The 25,445-nt window shown below is 65.8% G+C and carries 22 protein-coding genes and 1 tRNA gene; 11 read left to right on the forward strand and 12 right to left on the reverse strand.

Annotated features, from left to right (window positions below):
• Nucleotides 1–14: 14 nt before the first annotated feature.
• From BBH56_RS02675 to BBH56_RS02685, 3 genes are read right to left on the reverse strand one after another with little or no spacing between them, the layout of a single operon-like run.
• Nucleotides 15–1,340 carry a DUF1302 family protein gene (locus BBH56_RS02675; RefSeq protein ID WP_148121833.1) on the reverse strand — a complete coding sequence of 442 codons (1,326 nt, stop codon included), beginning with the start codon at nucleotides 1,338–1,340 and terminating at the stop codon, nucleotides 15–17.
• 19 nt (nucleotides 1,341–1,359) lie between these two features.
• Nucleotides 1,360–2,157, reverse strand: a complete 798-nt coding sequence (locus tag BBH56_RS02680; RefSeq protein ID WP_148121834.1) for an outer membrane lipoprotein-sorting protein — start codon at nucleotides 2,155–2,157, stop codon at nucleotides 1,360–1,362.
• The gene (locus BBH56_RS02685) at nucleotides 2,154–4,754 is read right to left on the reverse strand and encodes an efflux RND transporter permease subunit (RefSeq protein WP_148121835.1); all 2,601 of its coding nucleotides are present in this window, start codon (nucleotides 4,752–4,754) and stop codon (nucleotides 2,154–2,156) included. Before BBH56_RS02685 ends, BBH56_RS02680 begins: the two co-directional genes overlap by 4 nt.
• Before the next feature lie 68 nt (nucleotides 4,755–4,822).
• On the opposite strand from BBH56_RS02685, the gene BBH56_RS02690 reads away from it, so the two are divergent.
• The 5 genes from BBH56_RS02690 to BBH56_RS02710 all read left to right on the forward strand — a co-directional run bounded on the left by BBH56_RS02690 (nucleotide 4,823) and on the right by BBH56_RS02710 (nucleotide 9,098).
• Complete coding sequence (locus tag BBH56_RS02690) at nucleotides 4,823–5,158, forward strand: ArsR/SmtB family transcription factor (RefSeq protein ID WP_110883036.1); 336 nt, start codon at nucleotides 4,823–4,825, stop codon at nucleotides 5,156–5,158.
• A gap of 71 nt (nucleotides 5,159–5,229) precedes the next feature.
• The gene (locus BBH56_RS02695) at nucleotides 5,230–6,300 is read left to right on the forward strand and encodes an ABC transporter ATP-binding protein (RefSeq protein ID WP_235012797.1); all 1,071 of its coding nucleotides are present in this window, start codon (nucleotides 5,230–5,232) and stop codon (nucleotides 6,298–6,300) included.
• 13 nt (nucleotides 6,301–6,313) lie between these two features.
• Nucleotides 6,314–7,204 carry an ABC transporter permease gene (locus BBH56_RS02700; RefSeq protein WP_144347633.1) on the forward strand — a complete coding sequence of 297 codons (891 nt, stop codon included), beginning with the start codon at nucleotides 6,314–6,316 and terminating at the stop codon, nucleotides 7,202–7,204.
• Nucleotides 7,201–8,028 carry an ABC transporter permease gene (locus tag BBH56_RS02705; protein WP_148121837.1) on the forward strand — a complete coding sequence of 276 codons (828 nt, stop codon included), beginning with the start codon at nucleotides 7,201–7,203 and terminating at the stop codon, nucleotides 8,026–8,028. The genes BBH56_RS02700 and BBH56_RS02705 overlap by 4 nt, the downstream gene beginning before the upstream one ends.
• A complete protein-coding gene (locus tag BBH56_RS02710; RefSeq protein ID WP_110883032.1) occupies nucleotides 8,025–9,098 on the forward strand; it encodes an ABC transporter substrate-binding protein in 1,074 nt (357 codons plus the stop codon). Before BBH56_RS02705 ends, BBH56_RS02710 begins: the two co-directional genes overlap by 4 nt.
• A 6-nt stretch (nucleotides 9,099–9,104) precedes the next feature.
• On the opposite strand, the gene ubiG is transcribed toward BBH56_RS02710, so the two are convergent.
• A complete protein-coding gene (gene ubiG / locus BBH56_RS02715) occupies nucleotides 9,105–9,815 on the reverse strand; it encodes a bifunctional 2-polyprenyl-6-hydroxyphenol methylase/3-demethylubiquinol 3-O-methyltransferase UbiG (protein ID WP_148121838.1) in 711 nt (236 codons plus the stop codon).
• Entirely contained in the window at nucleotides 9,805–10,626 is an 822-nt protein-coding gene (locus BBH56_RS02720) for a methyltransferase family protein (protein WP_148121839.1), read from the reverse strand. The genes ubiG and BBH56_RS02720 overlap by 11 nt, the downstream gene beginning before the upstream one ends.
• 37 nt (nucleotides 10,627–10,663) lie before the next feature.
• Here BBH56_RS02720 and BBH56_RS02725 point away from each other — a divergent pair, with 37 nt between their 5' ends.
• Nucleotides 10,664–11,233: a pyridoxamine 5'-phosphate oxidase family protein gene (locus BBH56_RS02725; protein WP_148121840.1), complete on the forward strand. Its 570-nt coding sequence runs from the start codon at nucleotides 10,664–10,666 to the stop codon at nucleotides 11,231–11,233.
• A gap of 61 nt (nucleotides 11,234–11,294) precedes the next feature.
• Here BBH56_RS02725 and BBH56_RS02730 read toward each other — a convergent pair whose 3' ends face one another.
• The 3 genes from BBH56_RS02730 to BBH56_RS02740 form a co-directional block, all read right to left on the reverse strand.
• Complete coding sequence (locus BBH56_RS02730) at nucleotides 11,295–11,861, reverse strand: prepilin-type N-terminal cleavage/methylation domain-containing protein (protein WP_157809058.1); 567 nt, start codon at nucleotides 11,859–11,861, stop codon at nucleotides 11,295–11,297.
• A 69-nt stretch (nucleotides 11,862–11,930) separates the two neighbouring features.
• Nucleotides 11,931–12,005 (reverse strand) — tRNA-Asn (locus tag BBH56_RS02735).
• Between the two features lie 75 nt (nucleotides 12,006–12,080).
• A complete protein-coding gene (locus BBH56_RS02740) occupies nucleotides 12,081–13,271 on the reverse strand; it encodes a pyridoxal phosphate-dependent aminotransferase (RefSeq protein WP_069134315.1) in 1,191 nt (396 codons plus the stop codon).
• 66 nt (nucleotides 13,272–13,337) lie between these two features.
• On the opposite strand from BBH56_RS02740, the gene uvrB reads away from it, so the two are divergent.
• The 5 genes from uvrB (at nucleotide 13,338) to nadC (ending at nucleotide 19,843) form a co-directional block, all read left to right on the forward strand.
• Nucleotides 13,338–15,371 carry an excinuclease ABC subunit UvrB gene (gene uvrB, locus BBH56_RS02745; RefSeq protein ID WP_148121842.1) on the forward strand — a complete coding sequence of 678 codons (2,034 nt, stop codon included), beginning with the start codon at nucleotides 13,338–13,340 and terminating at the stop codon, nucleotides 15,369–15,371.
• Nucleotides 15,368–16,357 (forward strand): NUDIX hydrolase, encoded by a 990-nt coding sequence (locus tag BBH56_RS02750; RefSeq protein WP_148121843.1) that lies wholly within the window; start codon nucleotides 15,368–15,370, stop codon nucleotides 16,355–16,357. Before uvrB ends, BBH56_RS02750 begins: the two co-directional genes overlap by 4 nt.
• Nucleotides 16,358–16,449: 92 nt before the next feature.
• Complete coding sequence (gene nadA, locus BBH56_RS02755; RefSeq protein WP_144347624.1) at nucleotides 16,450–17,427, forward strand: quinolinate synthase NadA; 978 nt, start codon at nucleotides 16,450–16,452, stop codon at nucleotides 17,425–17,427.
• Nucleotides 17,424–18,986, forward strand: coding sequence for an L-aspartate oxidase (locus BBH56_RS02760; protein ID WP_198515240.1), 1,563 nt, complete (start codon nucleotides 17,424–17,426; stop codon nucleotides 18,984–18,986). Before nadA ends, BBH56_RS02760 begins: the two co-directional genes overlap by 4 nt.
• Nucleotides 18,983–19,843 (forward strand): carboxylating nicotinate-nucleotide diphosphorylase, encoded by an 861-nt coding sequence (gene nadC / locus BBH56_RS02765; RefSeq protein ID WP_148121845.1) that lies wholly within the window; start codon nucleotides 18,983–18,985, stop codon nucleotides 19,841–19,843. The genes BBH56_RS02760 and nadC overlap by 4 nt, the downstream gene beginning before the upstream one ends.
• Here the strand turns inward: nadC and dld are convergent, their stop codons facing one another.
• The 4 genes from dld to BBH56_RS02785 all read right to left on the reverse strand — a co-directional run bounded on the left by dld (nucleotide 19,844) and on the right by BBH56_RS02785 (nucleotide 25,415).
• On the reverse strand, nucleotides 19,844–21,538 hold the full coding sequence (gene dld, locus BBH56_RS02770; RefSeq protein WP_148121846.1) for a D-lactate dehydrogenase: 1,695 nt from the start codon (nucleotides 21,536–21,538) through the stop codon (nucleotides 19,844–19,846).
• Nucleotides 21,539–21,560: 22 nt separating this feature from the next.
• Complete coding sequence (locus BBH56_RS02775; RefSeq protein ID WP_148121847.1) at nucleotides 21,561–22,727, reverse strand: alpha-hydroxy acid oxidase; 1,167 nt, start codon at nucleotides 22,725–22,727, stop codon at nucleotides 21,561–21,563.
• Nucleotide 22,728: 1 nt separating this feature from the next.
• On the reverse strand, nucleotides 22,729–24,558 hold the full coding sequence (locus tag BBH56_RS02780) for an L-lactate permease (protein WP_148121848.1): 1,830 nt from the start codon (nucleotides 24,556–24,558) through the stop codon (nucleotides 22,729–22,731).
• A 110-nt stretch (nucleotides 24,559–24,668) separates the two neighbouring features.
• Nucleotides 24,669–25,415, reverse strand: coding sequence for a ZIP family metal transporter (locus BBH56_RS02785; protein ID WP_148122719.1), 747 nt, complete (start codon nucleotides 25,413–25,415; stop codon nucleotides 24,669–24,671).
• Nucleotides 25,416–25,445 lie beyond the last annotated feature (30 nt).

Raw genomic sequence — 25,445 nt, forward strand, 5'->3', positions numbered from 1 at the left:
GGACCTGTCGCCGCCTAGAAGCTGTATCGAAGTCGCAGGTAAAGGTTGCTGTTATCTTCGAGCTGCGTGTGAAAGGTCCAGTCATCCTCGCCGCCGAACAGGTTGGCGCCGGCGGTGCCGGTCAGTGAATCACTGAAGCGGTACTGCGCCCGGGGCCGGAGGTAGTAATCGGCGTCCGAGGGTGAGTAGAAGGTGAACATCGACAGGGTCAGATCCTGTCGTGGGCTCTGCCAGGTGATGCGGTTGGTCAGCAGATGCCGGTATTCGTCAGGCGCATAGCGCCGCTGTTGCCGCGGCAGGGCGGCGAGCAGGGCGTCGTGGTCCTGGATCCACTCCAGCGAGTACTGCCAGCCCAGGGTCAGATCCGAGAGCGGCTCGCTCTCGTATCCCGCCAGCCAGCGCCACTGGTCGTTGGGCCGGTCCGGGTCCCGGCCGCTATCGTCCTCACCGTGGTAATAGGCGGTCTCCACGTTGCCGATCCCGCCGAGGACCGGCGCACGGACGCTTGCCCCCAGGGATGACAGACGCGGGAAGTAGGCCCGGCCGTCGGCATCCCGGGCGCTCGGCTGATTGTCGAACCCGTGGTAGGCGTAACCCGCCACTTCCACGCCGTTCAGCGTCTGGTACAACCGCAGGGCCAGTTCGCTGTCGCCACCGAAGTCATCGCGATCGCGTGGATCGAGCTTGGGTGGCGCCGCCACCCGTCGACCCGCCTGTGGACTGAAATAGGACAGGCGCTCGCCGGTGATGAACCGGTTGGGGACCGCCCGGGGCATCCAGACAAAGTCGACGTTCAGTGGGCCGAACCAGGAGAGCTTCAGCGCGTCCGTGGGGGCTTTCAGATACTCGTCGCTGCGGCCGCTGAAAAACGCCACATAGTCCTTGGGGAACAGGTCGTTGAGGAAGACCAGATCACCGGTGCCCCAGGTGATGATCTGGCGACCCACGACGACGTCGGTCTGCGCGGTCAGCCGGCCGGCCAGATTGGCTTCGCGCAGGTCGCCGCGGCCGCCGTCCTCGACCCCGTCGAGCCAGACATCGCCCTTCAGGTTGGCGGTGTAGTCGCCCAGCCGACGCTCGCCTTCCAGCTGCAGGCGCGTCTCGGCCAGGGTGAAGTCGTCATTGACGGCCGGGTCGGACTGCAGGCGGGGCGCCACCGCCCCCTCGATGAATCCATACCACTGCCAGCCGGTCTGCTCCTCGGCCCAGGGGTCGCCTCCCCAGCCCTCGTCGTCCCAGCCCTCATCGGTGTCCTGGGCGCCGGCGAGTGCCGGTGCCAGTCCGCCCAGAGCGATGAGCAGAACCAGCCTTGCGGCGATGGGTCGTGCTGTGTGGAGCATGAGCGATGGCCTCCTGCACTCAGTCCCGGCGCAGCCATTGCCGTGGCGGGTTACGCAGCGAGCGCTCGCTGAAGATGTCCGCCGGCAGGCCAATGTCGTATTCCGAATAGCGGAACTGGGTGACGGTATAGCCGCCGCTGTCCAGATCCGTCATGCGCGTCTCGGTCCCGGTGGGGTAGCCGTCGATGGTCTCCACCTCGGTGATCTCCATGCGCCGGTACACCTCGCCGTCCTCGCGCTCGTATTCGGTGCGCATGGGCAGCAGGGTGTCGCGGTCGATGCGTGTGCGGTAGCGCGCGAACGCCACCGCCGCAGGATCGCGCGGCGTGCTCTCGATGATATAGGCGTCGTCGGTGGTCTCGATCAGGGCATGGCGGTCCTCGCCAACACCGCGCCCGGAAATGTCCTCGTAGTAGAAATGCGAGCCGACAAAGCTGGTCCGCTTGTCGCCCGCGGCGATGCGCTTGACCAGATCCAGGGCCGGCAGATACAGCCAGCGATCATCACTCTCGCCGACGTGCTTTTCCACACGAAAGACCGTGCCGCGGATATCCGCCGGGCGGCTGAACACCACCAGATAGCGCTGATCGCCGCCATCCGCGACGTCCTGACGCAGCAGCGTGAACTGCCGGCGCTGCCGATTGCCGTCGCCATCGACGATCATCATACGGGCCGCGGAACGACCGTCGTCGCCGGCGTAGTAGGACGCCTCGTTGGCGGCCTCGACGATTGCGGTGGCATCGGTCATCTGGGCCTGAGCCGCGCCGGTCAGCAGGCCGGCGGTCAGTACCAGGGCAAGTCTGAGTGCAGGCGTCATGAGTGCACCTCCGTCGAGTCATCGGTGTGGGGGGCGGCATCCGGCATGAACTTCGATCGCCCGAGGGACAGGATCGCCGGCAGCAGGACAATCGAGGCCAGGGCCGAGACGGCCATGATACTCGCCAGGAAGATGCCGACCGTGTTGTAGGGCACCAGTGGCGCCGCCAGCAGGGGCGTAAAGCCCAGCGCGACCACGATGGCGTTGCGGCTGATCGCTCGGGCGGGTTCGCCCAGCACCGATCGCATGCTCTCCATGAACCGGCCGGTGCGCCGATAGGCCTCGCGGCTGCGCTCGATGAAGTGGATGGCGAAGTCCACCGACAGACCCAGCGTCAGCGACGAAAGCACCGCGATGGGCATGTCATACGCCTTGCCAATCAGCCCGATGACGCCATAGATCAGCGCGATGCTGACGGTCATCGGGATCATGGCCAGCAGGCCAAAGCGCAGTGACCGGAACAGCGCCAGCATCATGATCGCCACCATGACCCAGGCAATCGCCAGACTCTGGGCCATGCCTTTGACCATGGCGTCCTGCCAGACCACGTTGATGTAGTTCAGACCGCCCCAGCTCATGCTCACGCCCTCGGGCAGGGGGTTCTCGGCCACATAGGCCTGAGCGCGTTCCACCACGGCCTGCATGTCCTGATTGTCACCGCTCGAGAGCTGCAGCCAGAGATTGGCCGCCTGGTAGTCCTGCGTCACCATCCGCCACAGATCGTGCGGGCGGTGTGAGCCCTGAAAGCTCAGCAGCGTCTGGGCGACGCCCCGGCGCGAATCCGGGATGCGATAGTCCGCTGACTCGCCACTGCGCAGTTCGCGATAGACGGTCCGCACCAGGTCGGTGAGGCTGTTGACCTTGCCCACCTCGGGGGATTCCACCAGCGCCTGCTCAAAGTCGGCCATGTAGCGCAGCACTTCGGGGCGCTGGAAGTAATTCAACGCGCCGCGGGTCTCATCCACGGCCGTGAGCAGTGACTCCCAATAGGGAACGGCGGCCTCGTCGGCGGTGAACACCCGATCCGAGAGATCCGAGCCGAGCGCCTCGAGCTCGGCCTCGAAGGTCTCGCTATCCGCCCGTGCCGATGCCTGCATCCGCTCCCACGGGGCCTGCAGCGAGACGCCTTCCTGCGCGGCGTCATCGATGATTGAACCGGCGGTCTCGCGCAGGCGCTCGGGGGCGTCTTCGGCGACATCCGATTCAAGCCGCAGATAGGCGCTGTAGGTGCCGGCAAAGTGCTCGTTGAGCACCCGGTCGGCCACCCGGATGCGGTGATCCGACTGAAACCAGCGGACCGGGTTGTCGTTGACGGTGATCTGGCTGATGCCATAGCCGGCGATGATGATCGCGATCACCGATCCGCTCACGACCCATTTGGCATGCCGCAGCGCCAGTCCACCCAGCCCCTGCAGACCGCGGGCAAGGGGTGTGTGCTCCGGGTCGCGGCGCTGGCTCGCGGCCTGCATGGCGGCCAGCCGCTCGGGCCGGAGGCTGACCACATAGGCGGGGATGAACACGATGGTGAGGATAAACGCCAGGATGATGCCCGCTCCGACGAACAGCCCGAACACCTGCACCGGCGGAATCGGGGTGAACGCCAGGGAGGCGAAGCCGATGCCCGAGGTGATCGAGGTGTAGAGCATCGGCGTGAACAGGTGACCCATGACATCCTTCATGGTCTCGCGCGCGCCCCGTTCGGGCCGATAGCGGTCCGCGAACTCGCTGATGATATGGACCGAGTCGACCACCGCGATGGGCATGAGAAAGATCGGGATCATCGAGCTCATGATATGCACGGTATAGCCCATGCCGATCAGTGCCCCCATGGTGGTGAGCACCACGGCGAAGGCCATCAGCATGGGCGCCGCGACCAGCGTGACCGAGCGGAAGAATCCCCACATCAGGGCAAAGATCACCAACGCCGCCAGCGGGGCGGAGATGGCCATCTGGATGAACATCTCGACGCCGAAGGTATCTTCGGCCACTGGCAGGCCGGTGATGTGGTATTCATCACTGCTGTCGAGTCCGGCGATCAATTCTTCGATCTCGCCGGCAATACGATGGCTCTGATCCTTGGACTCGATGGGCACGTAGAGCGTGGTGGCCTCGCCGTCGCCCGAGATGAGCGTGTCGCGGAACAGCGGCAGATCGAGCGTGGCCTCGCGGATGCGGTCGGCGCCGGCCTGGGTGGTCGGCGGGGTGTTCATCATCCATTCGAAGCGGATGGTGCCAGGGCCGGCCTGGGCGATATTATCGACGGTGGCCAGGGAGAGCAGGTCGCGGCGGATCACTCCGTCGATTTCCGCCACCGAATCGCTGAGCGAATGGACGGCCGCCAGCGAGCGCGGGTTGAACACGCCTTCTTCGCGCTGTTCATTGACCACACCCACGACAATCATGTCATGGAGGTTGAACTGGTCCTTGATCGCGTTGTGGCGCACCCGATCGGGCTGGTCGGCCGGCAGCATGTTCTCGGGGTCGGTATCGATCTGGATGAGCGGGATCAGGGCCGTGCCGACGAGGGTGAGCAGCAACGTGGCCATAAAGACCATTCGCGGGTGGTGCATGGCAAGACTGGCAATCCGGCGACCCATGAGTGCTCCTGATCCTTGAAAGAAATCTCACTATATGCGTACATGCTCACATAGTAAAGGAGTCAGCCATGCCGGATATTGATCCCCAGCGCCCCGAGACCATGGAGCTCATCGCCCAGTACTTCCGGGTGCTGGGTGACGCCCAGCGTCTGGGCATCCTCCACTGTCTGCAGGATGGCGAACGCACGGTGGGCGAGATCGCGACGCACACCGGCGCAAGCCCTTCCAATGTCTCCAAGCACCTCGCCACGCTGCGGGCCGCAGGGCTTGTCGGGCGTCGCCAGGCCGGCAATCGCGCCTATTTCGAGATTACCGCGCCGTTCATTTTCGACCTCTGCGACATCGTCTGCAGTGGCGCCCGCGAGCGGCTCGCCCGCGAACAGGCCAACCTCCCCGCGCCCTGATCCGCCATCGGCGGCCGAGTTTCGGTATACTGGCCGATCCATCGAAACAAAGCCGTCGAGGGATGCTGCCCATGGCCGATCCAGCCGTCGGTTCCCCGCGAACCGAATCCGCGATCCGCGTGGACGCCGCGAGCAAATCGTTCGAAAAGGGCGTCCGGGCCGTCGATGCCGTCGATCTTGAAGTCGGCGCGGGGGAGTTCTTCACGCTGCTGGGACCCTCGGGCTGCGGCAAGACGACGTTGCTGCGACTGCTGGCCGGGCTCGAACAGCCCGACAGCGGGCGCATCACCATCGGCGGACAGGTGATGGACGGCGTCCCGCCGCACCGGCGCAGTGTGAACACCGTGTTCCAGTCGTATGCGCTGTTCCCGCATCGCAATGTCCGGCGCAATATCGGCTTTGGCCTCGAAATGCGGGGGACGGACGCCGGCGAGATCGACGCGCGCACCCGGCGCATGGCCGAACTCATTGGCATCGACGGGCTGCTCGACCGCGAAGTCGCGCAGCTGTCCGGAGGGCAGCGCCAGCGCGTCGCCCTGGCCCGGGCGCTGATCAATGAGCCCGATGTGCTGTTACTCGACGAGCCGCTGTCCGCCCTGGACGCCGATCTGCGCGGGCGGCTGCAGCTCGAGCTTAAGCGTCTCCAGCGGCGGTTGGGCATGACCTTCGTGTTCGTCACCCACGACCAGCAGGAGGCCATGGTGATGAGCGACCGCATGGCGGTGCTTGATGCCGGGCGGATCGTTCAGGTGGGCCCGCCCGATGCCATCTATGAGGCACCGGCGGCGCTGTTCGTGGCGCGCTTCATGGGTCATCAGAATTTCGTCCCCATTCATGGCCGCGACGCGGCGGGCGTCGATACCCCGCTGGGGCGCCTTGAGGGCGCATTCGGCACGGGCGATCATCTGCTGCTGCGCCCCGAGACCATCCGCCTGGGTGACGAGGCGCAGACGGTCCCCAACCGTTTCGAGGCAACCGTCGAGGAGCGGCTCTACCGGGGCGAGACCACCGAGTATCGCCTGGCCTGCGGGGGGCTGCGACTGCTGGCGAGTCGCGCCAACCGCGGCCAGCCGGAGCACCAGGTGGGCGAGACCATCCGCGTCGGCGTCTCACCGCGTGGCACCGCCACCGTTTCAGATTAGGAGGCCGCATCGATTGTCCGGACTGCGTCGCGATACCCGCTATCTGCTGGCGACCACCGCCCCCGGGGTGTTTTTCATTGTTGTCTTCCTGGTCCTGCCCAGCGCCTATCTGGTCGCCATGGCATTCCTCAGTAATGGACCGTACGGTCTGCCCACCGCGCCGCTCACGCTGGATGCGTTCCGCGAGCTGGCCGGCTTCGGGTTCCTCGGCTGGTCGCCCGGCAACCTCTACACACTGATCCGCTCGGTCTGGCAGAGCCTGCTCGCCACCGCCATCGTGATCGTCATCGCCTATCCGGCCGCGTACTTCATCAGCCGCCAGCCGGTGCGCTGGCGGGCCGTCATGCTGCTGGCGGTGGTGGTGCCGTCGTGGACCAATCAGGTGATCCGCTCGGTGGGCTGGATGAATATTTTCGCGCCGGACACCGTGGTCTCGGACCTGGCGGTGCGCGTGGGACTGACCGAGCCGCAGATGGGGCTCTTCCCCTCGCAGTTCGCGGTGATCGTGGGCCTGGTCTACAACTTCCTGCCGTTCATGGTGCTGCCGCTCTACGCGGCGTTCGAGCGCCTCGACACCGAGCAGGTCGAGGCCGCCCGTGATCTGTTCGCCTCGCCGGTGGCCGTGTTCCGGCATGCGGTCTTTCCGCAGACCCTGCCCGGGCTGATGGCCGGCACGGTGCTCGTGGCGATACCGGCGTTTGGTATGTACGTGGTCACCGAGCTGCTCGGGGGTGGCAAGGCCACCATGATCGGCAACCTGGTGGCGCGGCAGTTCGTCCAGGCCAGCAACTGGCCACTGGGCGCCGCTGGCGCGATCATCATGATCGTGGTGACGCTGGTGGGGCTCAAGGTGCTGCGCGACCTGGGCCGGCGCGTCGGCGGTGACCGTGAGGTGCTGCTATGACCGCCCGGGCAATGGACCGCGGCCTGCGGGTGTTCTGGTATCTGCTGCTGGCGTTTCTCTACGCGCCGCTCGCGGTGGTGGTGTTCTACTCGTTCAACGCCATCAACTCATCGGCGCGTTTCGCCGGGTTTTCGCTGACCTGGTACCGGCAGCTGTTCAGCAACGATGCCATCATCGGGGCGCTGCTCAACACCGTGGCGCTTGCGCTCACCTCGTCGCTGATCGCCATCGTGATCGGCGGGATGCTGGGCTACGGGTTCTACCGCTACCGGCTGCGACGGCTCAGCTGGCTGATCTGGCTGATCTACCTGCCCATGGTGATGCCCGACATCATCTTCGGCATCGCCGAGATGATCTTTTTCATCGCCATCGACGAGCGCCTTGGCATTCTGGCGCCGGGGCTGGGCACCATGATCATCGCCCATGTCACGTTTCAGGTGCCGTTCATCGCGCTGCTGGTCAATGCCCGGTTGCTGGCGCTCGACCCGCAGCTGTTCGAGGCGGCGCAGGATCTCTACGCCGCGCCCTGGCAGCGTGCCCGCTTTTTTCTGCTGCCGGTGCTCTCGCCGGCGATCGTCTCGAGTTTCCTGCTGGCGTTGACATTGTCCATCGATGACTTTGTCATCAGCTTTTTCACCGCCGGCCCGGAGAGCACCACACTGCCAATCTATATCTGGAGTGCCATCAAAAAAGGGGTGACGCCCGAGGTCAACGCCATCGCCACGCTCATGATTGGCAGCGTTTTTCTCATGGCCCTGATCAGCCTGGTCGTCCAGCGACGGCCATCGGCCTCATCCACCACCAACAGGAGCGCCTCATCATGACGCATCCAACGCTCAGGGCGGGTCTGCTCGCCACCACCCTCGCCACCGCTGCGGGGTCCGCCAGCGCCCAGTTCGAGGGGGAGACCCTTTATCTATTCAACTGGTCGCAGTACATGGATCCGGCGATCATCCAGCAGTTCGAAGATCGCCATGGTGTCGAGGTCGTCCGCAATTACTTCAACTCCAACGGCGAGCTGTTCGCCAAACTGCAGGCCGGTGGCGACAGCCAGTACGACGTCATCGTGCCGTCGAATTATTATGTCCCGCGGCTGATCAACAGCGACCTGGTGCAGCCGCTCGATCACGATCGGCTGCCTAATCTGGATAACCTGATGGACGCCTTCCTGGACCCGGCCTTTGACCCGGGCAACGAATACAGCGTTGCCTACCAGTGGGGCACCACGGGCTTGGTCTACGACGAGTCCGCCCTTGGCGATGTCCCCAACAGCTGGTCGGTCCTGTTCGACCCGACGGTCAACCCGGATGCCCCGTTCGCGGTGCCCGAGGACGCGCAGGTGAGTCTTGGGGCGGCCTGCGCCTATCAGGGCGAGGGCTATGACTGCACAGGCCGGGATGCCCTGGAGGCGGCGGCCCGTGAAGTGCTCGACGCCAAGCAGCGCGACAACTTCGCCGGCTTTGTCCAGGGTACGCCCATTCTCCAGCAGCTCGTGCGCGGCTCGGTCGCCGCCGGGATGACCTTCAACGGCGATTACCTGTTCTACAAGAGCGAGGACCCGGAAGGCTTCGAGGATATCCGCTTCGTCATCCCCGAAGAGGGGGCCGAGCGCTGGGTGGATAACATGATGATCCCCGCCAACGCGCCCAATCCCGAACTCGCGCACGCCTTCATCAACTATATCCTCGAGGCCCGGATCGGCGCCCAGCTGTCCAACTGGAACTACTACTCAAGCCCCAATGCAGCGGCGCTGCCCATGCTTGATGCGGTGTTGCAGGAGCCGCCGATCCTACCCACCGATGAGCAGATGGAACGGCTGACCTTCATCCCCAGCCTGCAGGGTGAATCGCTCGAGTTCCTCCAGCAGATCTGGCGCGAGGTTGAATCGCGCTAGTCCCGGTCAGTCAGTGTCGTCCACCGGCCGCCGGGCAGTGCCCATGTAGAGGATCGCGGTCAGTGGCAGACGGCCAAAGGTCAGGTCCCCGCGGCGGTTGATGCCGCGGGGACCAAGGCCGGTGAACGATCCCGCCTCAAGCCCGGCGCCGGCGAGTGCCGTGCGCAGTTCGGTCGGCTTGATGAACAGCGCCGGGTCGTGGGTGCCCCGGGGCAACAGCCGCAGGATATCTTCGGCGACCGTAATGGTGGCGAGCCGCGCCAATGGGTTGCGGTTGATGGTATCGAACAGAAACAAGCCGCCGGGTCGGAGCACGCGGTAGACCTCCGCGAGCACCTGATCGAGGTCCTGCACGTGCTCGAGGACATCAACGCAGACCACGGCGTCAAAGCCCTGATCGGGGTAGGGCAGGGCCTCACCAACGCCGGTGGTGTAATCAATGGCCCGCCCCTCGGCCCGGGCATGCTGCTCAGCCGCGTCGATGGCTCGTGCGGCCGGGTCGATGCCGCTCACACGGGCGCCGCGGTCGTCCAGTGCCTCGGCCATGAATCCGCCGGCGCAGCCCAGATCGAGTACGGCGCGGTCGCGCCAGTCGATCTGCCGGTCCATCCACGCCAGTCGTCCCGGGACCAGGTTTTTCAGGGTTCGCACCCAGCGGATGTCGTCTGACCACCACTGATCGGCGACGTCGTCATAAAGGGCCAGATTATTGCGCATTGTGATCCTCGCCTCGGCGGTGCAATCGGGGTAGGGCATAGGGTACGGCGTTTTTGTAGCGCGCGAAGCGCTCGCCGTAGCGCGCGGCAAAGCGACGCTCTTTCAGCCGCGGTGCCAGCAGGCAGTAAGCCGTGTAGCTGATGGCCAGGAACAGCTGATCCGGCGTCCACACCGGCACCGTCCAGAGTGTGAGGGCGAAGGCCACATAGATCGGCTGGCGGATCACCCGAAAAAGCCCCTGCGTCGGCATATCGGGGAAGCGGGGTTTGATGCGGGCCAACAGAGACATCCATCCCAGCGCGCCCGACTGAACCTCGACGCCGGCGTCGAAGCTTGCCTTGGTGAGCATCAGCCAGGCCAGTCCGTAGGTCGTGACGATTAGCCAGAAAACCATGCCCTCAGCGCGCCACCAGACGATGCCGCTGGGCGTCCAGAGCGTGAAAAGCGCCAGCAACTGCAAAGCCGCGATCAGGGCATAAGTGGTGGTCGCGAGGGTGCCGCCGTGGGGGCCGGGGATCAGCCGTGTGAGCCATCGCCCGCCCCGGCGGGTCAGCAGCAGGGAGTGAGCCAGTGGGAACTGCAGGATCAGCAGCGCGTTGACGCCCCAGGCCCAGGGTTGGGGGATACGCCCGAAGGTCGCGCTCATGCCGTTGAACATGGCGATCATCATGGCAAGCACACCGCCGGCAAAAGCAAGATGTGTCACGATACCCATACCGAGTGCCAGGGCGACGCGGCCCTTGCCGGGCGGCGGGCGTAGCGCTGCACCCATCAGCTGCAACATTCCGGCGAGACGCGGGTCCCAGCGCATGCACTCACTCCGTTAAAAACATGAGAGAAGGCGAAGGATGACACAGGAGCGGCATGACTGGGCCGAATCGCTGGATGGACTGCTCGAGCAGGCCTGGAAGCGACTTGGCCGCGGAGTGGCTGACCGGCGGGCGGCGGCGCGGCATCCCACACTGGCGACGGTTGATACCAACGGCTGGCCTCAGGTGCGGACGGTGGTGCTGCGGGGCGCGGACCGGGCGGCCTCACAGCTGCGCGTATATACCGATCGAAAAGCAGGCAAGGTTGCCGACCTCGCGGCGGCGCCCCGGGCGGCGGTGCATGTGTGGGACCAGACGGCGCACCTGCAGATCCGGGTGATGGCTGAGGCCGTGATCCACACCGGGACGGCCGTTGAGTCGATCTGGAGTGGGCTTTCGGCGCATGCGCAGCGCTGCTACGGCTTTCAGCCGGCGTCTGGCCTGGCCATTACCGATGCGCTGGATTATGCCGTCTGGCCCCAGCCTGAAGATTTCGCGGTCATCGAGCTGAACGTCGTTTACCTCGAGGCGCTGCACCTCGGCCATCGCCATCGGCGCGCGGGGTTTGATCGCCGTCGGGATTGGGCGGGGCAGTGGCTGGTGCCCTAGGGCGGGGGCGCAGTGCGCTGGATTGTGTGTGCCCTCGGTGTCGATATCATCGCGGGCAACCTCAGACGTCCGAACCGTCAATCACCTCGACACCTGCTTTTCCGTCATTGTTGTAGCGGATACGCGCCAGTCGTTCGCCATCCGGTCGGGAATAGTCCCAGCAATAGGTGTACGAGGTCGAACCGCAGTCTGTCGCTGACGAAGCCACCCATCCAGTTTCTTCTAGACCGCCAATGGAATCCGCGATGGGAATATCGAGGAATAGGTTCCAGAGCTTCTCGCTGCGACGATCCCCAAAGCCGTCAATGCCGCTTGTAGCCACGGGAGCACTGCCTGGTTCGCCCTCGATGCATACCCGGCCGTCCTGCGGTGGGTAGTAATAGGCAATACCGCCACATCCGGTGGTCTGCGCGGTATGTGAGCGGGCGACATGGCTGTCAACCGCGCTACTCAACGCCCGTGCCGTACTCGTGACTTCAGCATCAACACTGAGCCCTTGAACGCGCGGAACGGCAATCGCGGCCAGGACACCCAGCACGGCGAGGACGACGACCAGCTCGACAAGGGTGAATCCACGGCTTGGTTCACTGCCACAATGCAATTTCATGGCACGGTGGGTAACTGTCACCCTCATGCCTTGTCAATAGACATCTTGGAAATACAGTTTCTTGGGGAAGGAGTGAGCGCTTGTTCGGAATGGCTCCCCGGGACGGATTCGAACCGCCGACCAAGTGATTAACAGTCACTCGCTCTACCACTGAGCTACCGGGGAATCGCTCTCTAGCTCGCTGCGTAGTCTAGCGTTTTACGCCGCGCCGTCAACCGGCGCGGCGCATCAAAACGGGGCCTACCCGCGCCCGAAGGCGCCCTCGAGGCGATCCATCGCCTTTTCCAGATTCTCCATGCTGGTGGCGAAGGAGATCCGGGCATGGCCGGGCGCACCAAACGCCGTACCGGGCACCAGGGCCACGTTGGCCTCGGCGATCAGATGCTCGGCGAGCGCCGTGTCGGTATCCACGCCGTCGATGGCAGCAATGGCACCGCTGACGTCGGGGAACGCATAGAAGGTGCCGTCTCCGGCGATGCAGCTCACGCCTTTCATGGCATTAAGCCGCTTGACGACAAAGTCATGGCGCTCGCGGAATGCCTTGACCATGGGCCCGATCACGCCCTGATCTCCATTGAGTGCTGCAACGGAAGCGGCCTGCGAGATCGAGCTGGCGTTGGAGGTGCTCTGGGACTGGATCTTTTTCATGGCACCGATGACGTTCGCGGGGCCGGCGGCATAGCCGATGCGCCATCCGGTCATGGCATAGGCCTTGGAGACGCCGTTGACGACGACCGTGCGCTCAGCCAGATCCGGGCAGACCATGGCGATGTTGCTGAACGGCTCGTCGGTCCAGAGGATCGGCTCATAAATGTCGTCACTGGCAATGAGCAGGTCGGGGTGGCGGCGCAGGACCTCGCCCAGTGCTTCGAACTCGGCCCGGCTGTAGGCGGTCCCAGTGGGGTTGGAAGGACTGTTGAGGACCACGATCCGGGTGCGGTCGGTGATGGCGGCCTCTAGCTGTGCCGGCGTGATCTTGAAGCGCTGCGACTGATCAGCCTCGATGATCCGGGGGACACCATCGGCGAGCAGCGCCATGTCCGGGTATGACACCCAGTAGGGGGCCGGGATGACCACCTCGTCGCCACTGCCAAGCACCGCCATGAACAGGTTATAGAGGCTCTGCTTGGCGCCAGAGGACACCAGGATCTGGTTGGCGTCGTACTCGAGGCCGTTGTCGCGCTCGAACTTTGCCTGAATGGCCTGCTTGAGGGCCGGCGTGCCGTCGACCGGGGTGTAGCGGGTCTGACCGGCCTGGATCGCCTGCACCGCGGCGGCGCTGATATGATCAGGGGTATCAAAATCCGGTTCGCCGGCACCCAGACCGATGATGTCGTGACCGGCCGCGCGCATTTCCGCGGCGCGGGCCGTGACCGCCATGGTCGGGGAAGGCTTCACGCGCCCGACGCGCTCAGAGAGTTCAATAGCCAAGGATGGTCTCCGTTTTTTTACCGTTTGCCGCGATGATACGCCAAACATGACAGGGCCTGCATTGCCATGACTGACGAGACACTGCGTTTTCAGCTGCAGAGTGACTTCGAGCCCGCCGGTGATCAGCCGGCGGCCATCGAGACCCTCGCCAACAGCCTGCACGCCGGCCACCCGCATCAGACCCTGCTGGGGGTAACCGGGTCGGGCAAGACCTTCACCATGGCCAGCCTGATCGCCAAAGAGCAGCGCCCGGCGGTGGTGCTCGCGCCCAACAAGACCCTGGCCGCGCAGCTCTACGGCGAAATGAAGGCGTTTTTCCCCAACAACGCCGTCGAGTATTTCGTCTCGTACTACGACTACTACCAGCCCGAGGCCTATGTGCCGTCCTCGGACACTTTCATCGAGAAGGATGCCTCGGTGAACGAGCACATCGAGCAGATGCGCCTGTCGGCCACCAAGGCGATCATCGAGCGCCGCGACACCATCATCGTCGCGTCGGTGTCCTCGATCTACGGGCTGGGTGACCCCACCGCCTATCTCGAAATGGTGCTGCATCTCGAGGTGGGGGAGTCCGTCGATCAGCGCCGGATCCTGCGCCGGCTGGCGCAGTTGCAGTACGCGCGCAATGACTATGACTTCGCCCGCGGCAACTATCGGGCCCGGGGCGATGTCATCGATATCTTCCCGGCCGAGTCCGAGGACGAAGCGGTGCGCGTCGAGCTGTTTGATGACGAGATCGAAAGCCTCGCCTGGTTCGACCCGCTGACCGGCGAGGTCCTGCGTCGGGTCCAGCGGCTGACCGTCTATCCCAAATCCCACTATGTCACGCCCCGCGACACGGTGCTGAGCGCGGTGGAGAAGATCAAGGTCGAGTTGAAGGAGCGCCTCGAGCAGCTCCAGGGCGCCGGCAAACTGCTCGAGGCCCAGCGCCTTGAGCAACGCACCCGCTTTGATCTTGAGATGATGCAGGAGCTCGGCTACTGCAACGGCATCGAGAACTACTCGCGCTATCTGTCGGGACGCGGGCCGGGCGAGGCGCCGCCGTGCCTGTTCGATTATGTGCCGGATGACGCCATGCTGTTCATCGATGAATCGCATGTCACGGTCTCGCAGGTGGGCGGCATGTACCGCGGCGACCGGGCCCGTAAGGAGACGCTGGTGGAGTATGGCTTCCGGCTGCCTTCGGCACTCGACAATCGGCCCCTGAAGTTCGAGGAGTTCGATACCATCGCGCCGCAGCGCATCTATATCTCGGCGACGCCCGGGCCCTATGAAAAGCAGCATTCCTCGGCGGTTGCCGAACAGGTGGTGCGGCCCACCGGCCTGGTGGATCCGGCCATCGATGTGCGCCCGGCCAGCACGCAGGTCGATGATGTGCTCGGCGAGATCAATGAGCGCAGCCGGGCTGGCGAGCGCGTGCTGGTGACCACGCTCACCAAGCGCATGGCCGAAGATCTCACCGAATACCTGGCGGAAAACGGCGTCCGGGTTCGCTACCTGCACTCGGATATCGACACCGTCGAGCGTACCGAAATCATCCGTGACCTGCGGCTGGGGGCGTTTGACGTGCTGGTGGGCATCAACCTGCTGCGCGAGGGACTGGATATCCCGGAGGTTTCACTAGTGGCCATCCTCGATGCCGACAAGGAGGGTTTCCTGCGCGCCGAGCGCTCCCTGATCCAGACCATTGGCCGGGCGGCGCGCAACGTCAACGGCCAGGCCATTCTGTATGGCGATCAGATGACCGATTCGATGAAAAAGGCCATCGACGAGACCGAACGACGGCGCGAGAAACAGATCGCCCACAACGAGGAACATGGCATCACGCCCCAGGGCATCCAGAAGGCCATCGCCGATGTCATGGAGCGGGGCGGGGCGAGCGCGCCGGACAGTGCCGAGCACTACGCGCAGGTTGCCGACGAGGCCAAGGCCTATGCCGATCTGAGCACCGCCCAGGCGGTCAAGCGCATCAAGGAGCTGGAGCAGAAGATGCACCAGCACGCCCGCAACCTCGAGTTCGAGGAAGCCGGCAAGCTGCGTGACGAGGTCAAGCGGCTGCAGCGTCATGCGCTGGGTGAACCCGACCGGGACAGTGCGTGATCGAGCTCGACCAGCGCGCCAGTCCCGCCACGGTCGATCTGACGGCGGTCATCGTCGCCATGATCGACGGCGAGCCCTGCATCCTGACCGTCCAGTCCGGGCCGGGTGAGCCCGATACGCTGCCCTGCGGGCCCCTGCAGCCTGATCACCGGACACTCCAGGCGGGCCTGCGCAGCTGGGTGGAGTACCAGACCGGGCTGCGGCTCGGTTACATGGAGCAGCTCTATACCTTTGCCGACCGCAACCGGGCCGGCGGCGATGACGGCCCGCCGGAACAGGACGTTCGCCCCGTCTCGGTGGCCTATCTGGCCCTGGTTCACGACGCTGATCCGCAGACCGGCCGCGCGACGGCCTGGCAGCCCTGGTATGACTATCTGCCCTGGGAGGACTGGCGCACCCAGCGTCCGCCGGTGGTCGATCGACTGCTCGCGGCGCTGGCCGACTGGCGGGATCAGGCGCCCAGCGCGCCCAAACGCCGACGGCGGGCCGAACGGCTGCGCCTGACCTTTGCCAATGGCTCGACGCCCTGGGACGAGGAGCGCTCGCTGGAGCGTTATGAGCTGCTCTATGGCGCGCGGCTGGTGGCGGAGGCGTGGCACGACGAGGGCGCCGAGCCACCGGAATCCGTGGCGACGCGCGTTGATCAATCCATGGCGACGGATCACCGTCGCATCCTGGCAACGGCCATGGGCCGGCTGCGGGGCAAGATCAAATACCGCCCGCTGCTCTTTGAGCTGATGCCGCCCACTTTCACCCTGCTGCAGTTGCAGCGCACCGCCGAGGCACTGTCCGGGACGCGGCTGCACAAGCAGAACTTCCGCCGCCTGGTGGAGCGCCAGCAGCTGGTTGAGGCCACGGGCCAGCATGAAACCCGCACCGGCGGGCGGCCGGCAAGGCTGATGCGGTTTCGACCAGCCGTCACCCTCGAGCGCCCGGCCCCGGGGGTGGGCATCAAGACGGGCGCTCGCAGCACCCACCGCTATTGATTGAACTCTGCCCGCGGGCTTATGCTCCAACTCAGCATAAGCGGGATTTTGTTGACGCCAATAATGCTCAGATCGAGCATAAGGAGCGGTTCATGGCAGAGGTAATGGAGCAGACGGCCGCGGCCGAGCAGCGTTTGAAGGACGTGATTCCGCCCATCGAATGGCCCGCGCTGGAGCCCGACATCGATGCCATTCACCGCCTCAAGGCTGAACGCAACGCCGTCATTCTGGCCCACAACTATCAGACCCCCGAGATCTTCCACGGCGTCGCGGATATTGTCGGCGATTCCCTGGCGCTGGCGCGCCGGGCGGCCGAGACCGATGCCGATGTCATCGTCCAGGCCGGGGTGCACTTCATGGCGGAGACCTCGAAGCTGCTCTGCCCCGAGAAGACCGTGCTGATTCCGGATCTGGCGGCGGGCTGTTCGTTGGCCGAATCGATCACCGCCGCCGATGTGCGGGCACTGCGCGAACGCCATCCCGGGGTGCCGGTGGTCACCTACGTGAACACCTCCGCGGCGGTGAAGGCGGAATCGGATATCTGCGTGACCTCGGGCAACGCCGTGGCCGTGGTGGAGTCACTCGGCGTCGACCGGGTGATCTTTCTGCCGGATGAGTACCTTGCCCACTATGTCGCGCTGCAGACCGATGTCCAGATCATTGCCTGGCAGGGCCACTGCGAGGTGCACGAGCGGTTCACCGGCGACGAGATCCGCGCCTACCGCCAGGCCCACGATGACCTGATGGTCATCGCCCATCCCGAGTGCCCGCCGGATGTGCTCGACGCCGCCGACCAGGTGGGCTCGACCGCGCAGATGATCCACGCGGTCAAAACCCGCCAGCCGCGACGGGTGTTGATGGTCACCGAGTGCTCGATGAGCGATAACGTGGCGGCCGAAGTGCCCGAGGTGGAATTCGTGCGGCCCTGCAACCTGTGTCCGCACATGAAGCGCATTACCCTGCCAAAGATCCGCCAGGCGCTGGAGCAGCTTGCCCCGCGCGTCGAGATTGACCCCGGCGTGGCGGATCGCGCCCGTCAGGCGGTCACACGGATGCTGGCGGTCCAGTGAGTCGGGTTGCGGCCACGTCACCCCCAGTGATTGTCGTGGGGGCGGGGATCGCCGGGCTGGCGACGGCGCTACGGCTTGCACCGCTGCCGGTGCGGGTACTGACCGCCGGTGCCCTGCGCGAGAACACCGCCACGGCCTGGGCGCAGGGCGGCATTGCCGCCGCGCTGGGCCATGACGATGCCCCGGCCCTGCATCAGGCAGATACCGAGGCCGCCGGCGTCGGGCTGGTGGATCCGGTGGTTGCCCGGGCGGTCACGGCGGCCGCACCCGAGTGTCTCGCGCAGCTCGAGCAGTGGGGCGCGCGCTTTGATCGCACCCCCCAGGGCGATTGGGCGCTGGGCCTGGAGGGCGCGCATCGCCGGCGCCGCGTCGTGCATGTCGGCGGCGACGGCAGTGGTGTGGCGATCCTCAACGCGCTGATCCAGCAGGTCCGTTCCACGCCGTCCATTACCGTGTCCGAGAATACGCCGGTCAACGGCCTGCTGGCCGACGCCGGCGGCGTCCATGGCGTACGACTGGCGGAGGGGGCATTGCCGGGCCGCGCCGTGGTGCTGGCCACCGGCGGGCTGAGTGGGCTCTACGCCGAGACCACCAACCCCCTGGGCGCCGTGGGCGCGGGCATTGCGATGGCGGCCCGCGCCGGCGCGGGCGTCACGGATGCCGAGTTTGTTCAGTTTCATCCCACAGCCATGGCCGTGGGGCGCGATCCCATGCCGCTTGCCACCGAAGCGCTTCGCGGCGAGGGCGCGACCCTGGTCAATGGCGCTGGCGGGCGGTTGATGGCCGATACGCCGGGCGGTGATCTGGCGGCGCGCGATGTGATCGCCCGGCGGATCCATGCGGCGTTGGCGGCGGGCGATCGGGTCTACCTGGACGGGCGCCGCGCGATTGGCAGCGCCTTCGCCGAGCGCTATCCATCGGTGCATGCCGCCTGCCGCGCGGCCGGCATCGATCCGGCCACCCAGTTGATTCCGATCCGGCCGGCGGCCCATTACCACATGGGCGGCATCGTGGTTGATGACCGGGGACGGAGTGACCTGCCCGGCCTCTGGGCCTGCGGCGAAGTGGCCTGCACCGGGCTCCACGGCGCCAATCGCCTGGCCAGCAATTCCCTGCTCGAGGGGCTGGTGTTCGCGCGTTGGATTGCCGAAGACATTGCCGCATCGCCCGTCCGCTCAGTGGTGGATGCCGGCGATGGACCGACGCCGCCCACCGCGACGGTCCCTACCGCGTCACGGGTCGCACCGTGGATCCGGGCGCTGATGAGCCGCTCGGTAGGTGTGGTCCGGGATAACGACGGGCTGGCGCAGGCAATCGATGCCCTCTCGGCCGTGGCGTTTGATCGCGACGATCCGCAGCGCGACCATGCGCTGACCGCGCTTTTCGTCGCAACGGCGGCGCAGCGGCGCTGCGAGAGCCGGGGCGGGCACCTGCGCCGGGACTTTGCCGACACGCAGTCGCCGCCGCCAACACGGCAGGCGCTGACGCTCGCCGCGCTGTGCCCGCAGCCGCCGGCGACCTGCGAGCCGCTGGTAGCGGCAGGCGGGCCGGTCCGATGAGTCGTGTGGCACTGACACAACCCGGCCTTGAACCGCTGATCCGGGCGGCGCTTGCCGAGGATCTGGGCCGGGCGGGGGACATCACCAGCAATGCGGTCATCCCCGCCGATACCCCCATGGAGGGGGTCGTGCGCAGTCGCGAGGCCGGGCGAATCGCCGGAGCGGAGGCGGCGGCAATGGCCTTCAACCTGGTGGACGGGGCGGTGAACGTCGCCGTGGCACAGCCCGACGGGGCGCGGGTCGAAGCCGGCACAACCGTGCTGTCGGTGGACGGTCCGGCCCACGCGATCCTCGCGGCGGAGCGTGTCGCCCTCAACCTGCTCTGTCATCTCAGTGGGATCGCCACCGCCACCGCAGCGCTGGTCGACGCGGTGGCGGACTGGCCCGCCCGCATCGCCTGCACCCGCAAGACCACGCCGGGCCTGCGGTCACTGGAAAAGCAGGCCGTGCGCGCCGGCGGTGGGGTCAATCACCGCTTTGGGCTCGATGATGCAATGCTCATCAAGGACAACCACATCGCCGTGGCCGGGGGGATTGCACCGGCACTGGCGCGGGCCCGCGCGGCGGCAGGGCATCTGGTGAAAATCGAGATCGAGGTCGACACCCTGGATCAGCTCGATGAGGCGCTCGCCGGCGGGGCGGATGCGGTGCTGCTGGATAATATGGACCCGGCCACGCTGGCGGCGGCCGTGCGGCGGGTCGATGGCCGCGCCGTCACCGAGGCGTCGGGCCGTGTCAGCCGCGACACGGTGGCCGCGGTGGCGGCCAGTGGTGTCGATATCATCTCGGTGGGTGCGCTGACCCACAGTGCGCCGATCCTCGACCTTGGCCTTGATGCCGAGCCCGCCGGGGCGTAATCAGCCCTCGGCGGGGCGGCCGTAGTAAGGATCGCGGGGCAGCTTGCCGACCCCGGGGTTGAAAGTGTTGGTCGGGTCGAGACGGCGGTAGAACGCGGCCAGCGGTGGCTTGGCCGGATACAGATGCCCGACATTGTGCTCCGCCGGGTATTCCGCGCCCCGCGCATCGAGGATCTCGAGCATTTTCGCCTTGTGGGCCGCCACATCGGCGCCCTTGCGGAATACATAGTCCTGGTGGAACACGTTGCAGAAGAAATGCCCGTAGTAGAGCCGGTGCACCAGGTCGCGGCTGATCGATTCGGGCAGTTCCTCAAACCAGTCCCGATCGTTGCGCGCGAGGGCGATGTCCAGCGCCAGGATGTCCTCGACCTCGTCGTGATGGATGGTCTGGTAGCGCACGCCCGCTCCGGCCGCCGCAAAGCGATGCAGCATCGCCCGCTCGGCCTCGTCCGCGGTGCAGCGGAACCACGCCTCGGGGAAGCACTCGTCAAGAAACCCCTCGGTCTCCTCGACCATGTCACCGTTCACCCGCAGGATCAGGTGATGCTCGAAGCGGTCGCGCCACTCCACCACCCGCGCCGGTAGCGGATCCGGCAGCAGCCGCGAGAGGCGCTGGAGGACGTGATCAGTGATCGGGTCGGGGAGCAGCGGCAGCGGGCGGAACAGCCGGTCGATGCGGTTTTTGAGGGCGAACGCCCTGGGTAGCCGCGCCGTGCCGAGTTTCTTGATGATCAGAAAGCTGTCCTTGCCGTAGCGCCGCGCCACGTCGAACAGCTCGCGGTGCAGGTACTCGGCGGTGATCGGCAGTTTGCTCGCCTCGCGCAGGAACCGCGCGCGGAACTGTGCGAGCTGCGCGGTATCGTTGCTGCCGATGTAGTAGGTGCGCACGTCCGACTCCTGCTCGAAGGTGTCCATGCGCACGGCGAACACCATGACCTTGCCGGCGCTGCCGGATGCCCCGTAGAGCAGGCGCGGGTCGTTATTGAATCGTGCCGCGCCGGGTTCATCGGCCCCGCGGATGATCTCGGGATAGCCATCGTCGCTGGCCTTGCCGGCGTGCCAGTCCACGTCCTCGGGCCGGTAATCACCGCGCTCGAGGCGATCGAGGATGGTTTCGGGGGTGTCACCGAGTGCCACCCCCAGCTCGTTGATCAGCTCAAGCTCACCGTGCGCGTTGACCCGGGCATAGACGGCGAGCTCGGTGTAGGCGGGCCCACGCCGGCAGAGTGCGCCTCCGGAGTTGTTGCAGACACCGCCCACCACGGTGGCGCCCAGCGACGTCGAGCCGATCACCGAATGCGGCTCACGCCCGTACGGCGCGAGGGTCTGGGTGAGCTCGAACAGGGTGGCCCCGGGCAGGGCGATGGCCTGCTCGGCGTCGCCGAGCAGCTGCAGGCCTTTGATGCGCATCGCGTTGATGGCAACGGCCGGGCGGTCGTAGTGGTCCTTGGGGGTCGAGCCCTCGGTCAGGCCGGTGTTGGCCGCCTGCGGCACGATCACCGCGCCGGCCTCGACCGCCGCCTGGGTGCAGTGCCAGAGCTCAACCAGTGAGCCCGGATGCACCACCGCCACCACCTCACCGCTGCCCGAGCGGTAGCCTGTGCGGTAAGGCCGCGTCGCCGCCTCGTCGGTCAGTACGTGTTCGGCGCCGGCGATCGCCGTCAGGCGCTCGATCATTGCCTGGGTCTGGCTCATGGATCTGTCCTCCCGGCCGCGTTCAGTCGGCCCAGCGTCCGGCAAAGTCCTCGGGCACATGCAGGATGTTGCGGTCGACGGCATTGATATCGCGATGGCCACACAGCGCCATGGTCGTATCAAGCTCCTTGTGCAGCACCTCGAGGGATCGGGTGACCCCCTCCTGGCCCATGGCGCCCAGGCCGTACACCCAGGCCCGGCCGATCATGACCCCGTCCGCCCCCAGCGCCAGGGCCTTGAGAATATCCTGGCCCGAGCGGATGCCTGAGTCGAAGTACACCTCCATGCGATCACCCACCGCGGTGATGATGTCCGGCAGCACCCGAATACTGCTGAGTGCCCCATCGAGCTGGCGTCCGCCGTGGTTGGATACGACGATGGCATCGGCCCCCAGTTCGGCGGCGCGTTCGGCATCCTCGCGGTTCATGATGCCCTTGAGCACCACCTTGCCACCCCACATGTCCATGAGCTGTTTGACCCGATCCCAGTCGAGGGAGTGATCGAACGCCTCGGCGGTCCAGGAGGACAGCGAGCTGGAATCGGTGACGCCCTGGGCATGACCGACCACATTGCCGAAGGTGCGCCGCCGGGCGCCCAGCATCTCCAGCCCCCACGACACCTTGGTGGCGAGGTTGGCGATGGACTTGATGGTGAGCTTGGGCGGAGCGCTCAGCCCGTTTTTCAGGTCCTTATGGCGCTGGCCCTGCACCTGCAGGTCCAGCGTGATGACGATGGCCGAGCAGTTCGCCGCCCGGGCCCGCTCCATGAGCCGGCGCATGAAGTCATCATCGGACAGTGTGTAGACCTGGAACCAGAAAGGCCGGGTGGTTTCCGCCGCCACATCCTCGATCGAGCAGATGGACAGCGTCGAGAGCGTGAAGGGCACGCCGAAGTCCTCGGCCGCCTTGGCGGCGAGGATTTCGCCGTCCGCGTGCTGCATGCCGGTCAGGCCCACCGGGGCCAGTGCCACCGGCATGCTCACGGTCTCGCCAAGCATCTGGCTTTCGGTGGTGCGCCGGGTCATGTCGATGGCCACCCGCTGACGGAAATAGATCGACCGGAAGTCGCTGGTGTTCTCCTCGAACGTCTGCTCCGACCAGCTGCCGGTCTCGCAGTAGTCGTAGAACATCTTCGGCACCCGGCGCCGGTAGATGCGCTTCAGATCGTCAATGCAGGTGATAACCGCCACGTCATCGGCCTCCGCGATTGGTGAGCATGAATGCCAGCACAACCCCCAGAAAACCGAGCCATCCGGCGTACCAGAAGTTCGTGCCACCGGTGATGATCGCCATTCCCAGCAGACCCGCGGCGATCATGTAATAGGCCATGGGGATCAGGGTCTTGCGGATGACATCGCCTTCCCGACCCAGCAGGCCCACGGTGGCGGACGCCGCGACCACGTTGTGCACGGTCACCATGTTGCCACCCGCGCCGCCGACCGCCTGGAGCGAGACGACCATCGAGGCGCCGAACGAACCCAGACCGATCTGCTCGGCCGTGGAGATCTGGAAGAACGAGAACATCATGTTGCTGATGGTGTTACTGCCCGCCAGGAAAGCACCCAGTCCGCCCACCGTGGGAGCGAACAGGGGCCACAGCTGGCCGGTCAGCGCAGCGACGCCCTGGGCAAGCATCTCGGGCATGCTCGCCACCTGATCGAGGGTGCCCATGGGGATGCCGCTGGCCAGTGCCGACTGAATGGCACCCACCGTGTCGTGGCCGTCCGGCGCGGAGTTGATGAACACCTGCACCATGGGCACCGCAAAGATCAGTGCCGAGCCGGCCGACACGATGGTCCGGCCGGCGGTCTTCCAGGCGCGGCCATAATCGCCATGGGTCCACATCTTGTGGAGAAAATAGGTGATCAGCGAGGTGACCAGCAGCACGAAGCCCGGCAGATACAACGGCTGCGAGGCGGCGGTAATGCCCGAGCCGAAGACGTTGGGGATCGCCAGGGTCACGGCATCGGCGCGCAGCGCATCGGTGACCGGCGGAATCACACGGGTGATGACCAGCAGACCGGCAACGATGATGTAGGGCATCCACGCCTGCAGCTGCGAGAGCGGCTGATTTTCGTCACGCGTGGGCTGCGTCGCATCCTGCAGCGAGCTGATCCACTCGGGCTGCCAGTGTTCGCGGGGCTCGAACTCGAAGGTGTCCTTCGGCAGAAACCAGCCACGACGCGCCGCCGGGATGACGATGCCAAGCCCGATCAACCCGCCGATCAGTGCCGGGAACTCCGGACCCAGCAGGGCGGCGACGGCGTAGTAGGGCACCACAAACACGACGCCCGCGAACAGGGCGAATTTCCAGGCGCGCAGGCCTTCGACGAACGAGCGATTGGCGCCGAAAAAGCGCGTGAGCATGCCCACCATGATCAGCGGGATGAAAACCCCCACCAGCGCGTGGAGCAGCGCGACCTGCATGCCGATCTGGTCAAGGTACTGGGCATAGGGGATGCCGGCCGCCTCGACCATGCGATCGGTCACCGACTGGTCGGACAGCCCGGCGTTGACCCCGACGATGATCGGCGTGCCGATGGCGCCGAAGGAGACCGGCGTCGACTGGATGATCATCGCCGAGACCACCGCCGCCATGGCGGGAAACCCGAGGGCGACAAGCAGCGGCGCGGCGATGGCGGCGGGTGTACCGAACCCCGAGGCGCCCTCGATCAGCGCGCCGAACAGCCAGGCAACGATGATGGCCTGGACGCGCCGGTCGGGCGAGATGTCCTGGAAACCCTTCTGTATCACGCTGATCGCGCCGCTCTCGCGGAGCGTGTAGAGCAACAGAATGGCGCCAAAGACGATAAAAAGGATGTTGAGGGCGGTGACGACCCCGTTGACCGATGCACCGGCCACGATATTCAGATCGGTTCCCCAGAAGCCAAGGGCCACGGCCACCGCGACGGCATAGGCCAGTGGCATGGCGTACTTGGCCGGCCAGCGCAGCATCACCAGGAAAACGGCGACGGTCACCAGCGGCAACAGCGCCATGAGAACGATCAGCGCCAGGTTCATGGCCAATCTCCTCCAGTCAGACGTTCGTTTTTTCTGTCTCGTCAGTGCCCGCAGGGCACCTTACTCAGTCCCAACCGGCATAGTCTGCAGATCCTGCGCACAGGCTGCAATCAATGCGGGATGAGCGTCTGGAAGGCGAACATCCCCATGAAGGCCAGCACGATGACGATACCGACGCCCGAGGCGGTCAGTCCCTTGTTGGCATCCGGGATCATCTCGGCAAAGACCATCCAGATCATCGCCCCGGCCGCCAGTCCCAGGCCAATGGGCAGGAACGGCTCGAACACCGACACGAACAGATAGGCGGGAATGGCCATCAGTGGCTGCGGCAGGCTTGAGAACACCGACCAGCCGGCCGCCTTCCACACCGATACGCCCCGCGGCACCAGGACCAGGGCGATGGCAAGCCCCTCGGGGATGTTGTGAATGGCGATGGCCGTGGTGATGAACACGCCCAGCTCCTCACCGCCACCATAGGCCACGCCCACGCCGATTCCCTCGGCGAAGGAATGGATGGTCATGATGCCGACGATCATCAGCGCCTTGCGGGCATTGGCGCCCTGCAGATCGCCAATGTCCGGGGTGTCATGCTGATCCACCCAGCGATCGGCCAACACCACCAGCACCAGGCCACTGCCGATGCCGATCAGGGTGCGCCAGGCGTCCAGGGTGTTGCCCTCGGAGACCAGACTGTGACTGGCCGCGAGCATGAGCCCCGCGGCCAAGGCCGCACCAATCGCCAGCCAGCGATCGCCGACCCGGTGCGCGAAAGCGAGGGGAAAGGCGCCGATCCCGGTGGTGATCGCGGTGATCAGCGCGGCGATGAACACGGTGAGTAGCGAGACTTCCATAGCCATGGGCGTCATCCTGAGGATCGCGTTATCAGT

The organism is Spiribacter roseus, assembly GCF_002813635.1.
GTDB classification, from domain to species: Bacteria; Pseudomonadota; Gammaproteobacteria; order Nitrococcales; family Nitrococcaceae; genus Spiribacter; species Spiribacter roseus.

Coding starts and splice junctions, on each gene's coding strand:
- BBH56_RS02675 (WP_148121833.1), bottom strand. CDS start 1,340: ATGCTCCACACAGCACGACCCATCGCCGCAAGGCTGGTTCTGCTCATC.
- BBH56_RS02680 (WP_148121834.1), bottom strand. CDS start 2,157: ATGACGCCTGCACTCAGACTTGCCCTGGTACTGACCGCCGGCCTGCTG.
- BBH56_RS02685 (WP_148121835.1), bottom strand. CDS start 4,754: ATGGGTCGCCGGATTGCCAGTCTTGCCATGCACCACCCGCGAATGGTC.
- BBH56_RS02690 (WP_110883036.1), top strand. CDS start 4,823: ATGCCGGATATTGATCCCCAGCGCCCCGAGACCATGGAGCTCATCGCC.
- BBH56_RS02695 (WP_235012797.1), top strand. CDS start 5,230: ATGGCCGATCCAGCCGTCGGTTCCCCGCGAACCGAATCCGCGATCCGC.
- BBH56_RS02705 (WP_148121837.1), top strand. CDS start 7,201: ATGACCGCCCGGGCAATGGACCGCGGCCTGCGGGTGTTCTGGTATCTG.
- BBH56_RS02710 (WP_110883032.1), top strand. CDS start 8,025: ATGACGCATCCAACGCTCAGGGCGGGTCTGCTCGCCACCACCCTCGCC.
- ubiG (WP_148121838.1), bottom strand. CDS start 9,815: ATGCGCAATAATCTGGCCCTTTATGACGACGTCGCCGATCAGTGGTGG.
- BBH56_RS02720 (WP_148121839.1), bottom strand. CDS start 10,626: ATGCGCTGGGACCCGCGTCTCGCCGGAATGTTGCAGCTGATGGGTGCA.
- BBH56_RS02725 (WP_148121840.1), top strand. CDS start 10,664: ATGACACAGGAGCGGCATGACTGGGCCGAATCGCTGGATGGACTGCTC.
- uvrB (WP_148121842.1), top strand. CDS start 13,338: ATGACTGACGAGACACTGCGTTTTCAGCTGCAGAGTGACTTCGAGCCC.
- nadA (WP_144347624.1), top strand. CDS start 16,450: ATGGCAGAGGTAATGGAGCAGACGGCCGCGGCCGAGCAGCGTTTGAAG.
- nadC (WP_148121845.1), top strand. CDS start 18,983: ATGAGTCGTGTGGCACTGACACAACCCGGCCTTGAACCGCTGATCCGG.
- dld (WP_148121846.1), bottom strand. CDS start 21,538: ATGAGCCAGACCCAGGCAATGATCGAGCGCCTGACGGCGATCGCCGGC.
- BBH56_RS02780 (WP_148121848.1), bottom strand. CDS start 24,558: ATGAACCTGGCGCTGATCGTTCTCATGGCGCTGTTGCCGCTGGTGACC.
- BBH56_RS02785 (WP_148122719.1), bottom strand. CDS start 25,415: ATGGCTATGGAAGTCTCGCTACTCACCGTGTTCATCGCCGCGCTGATC.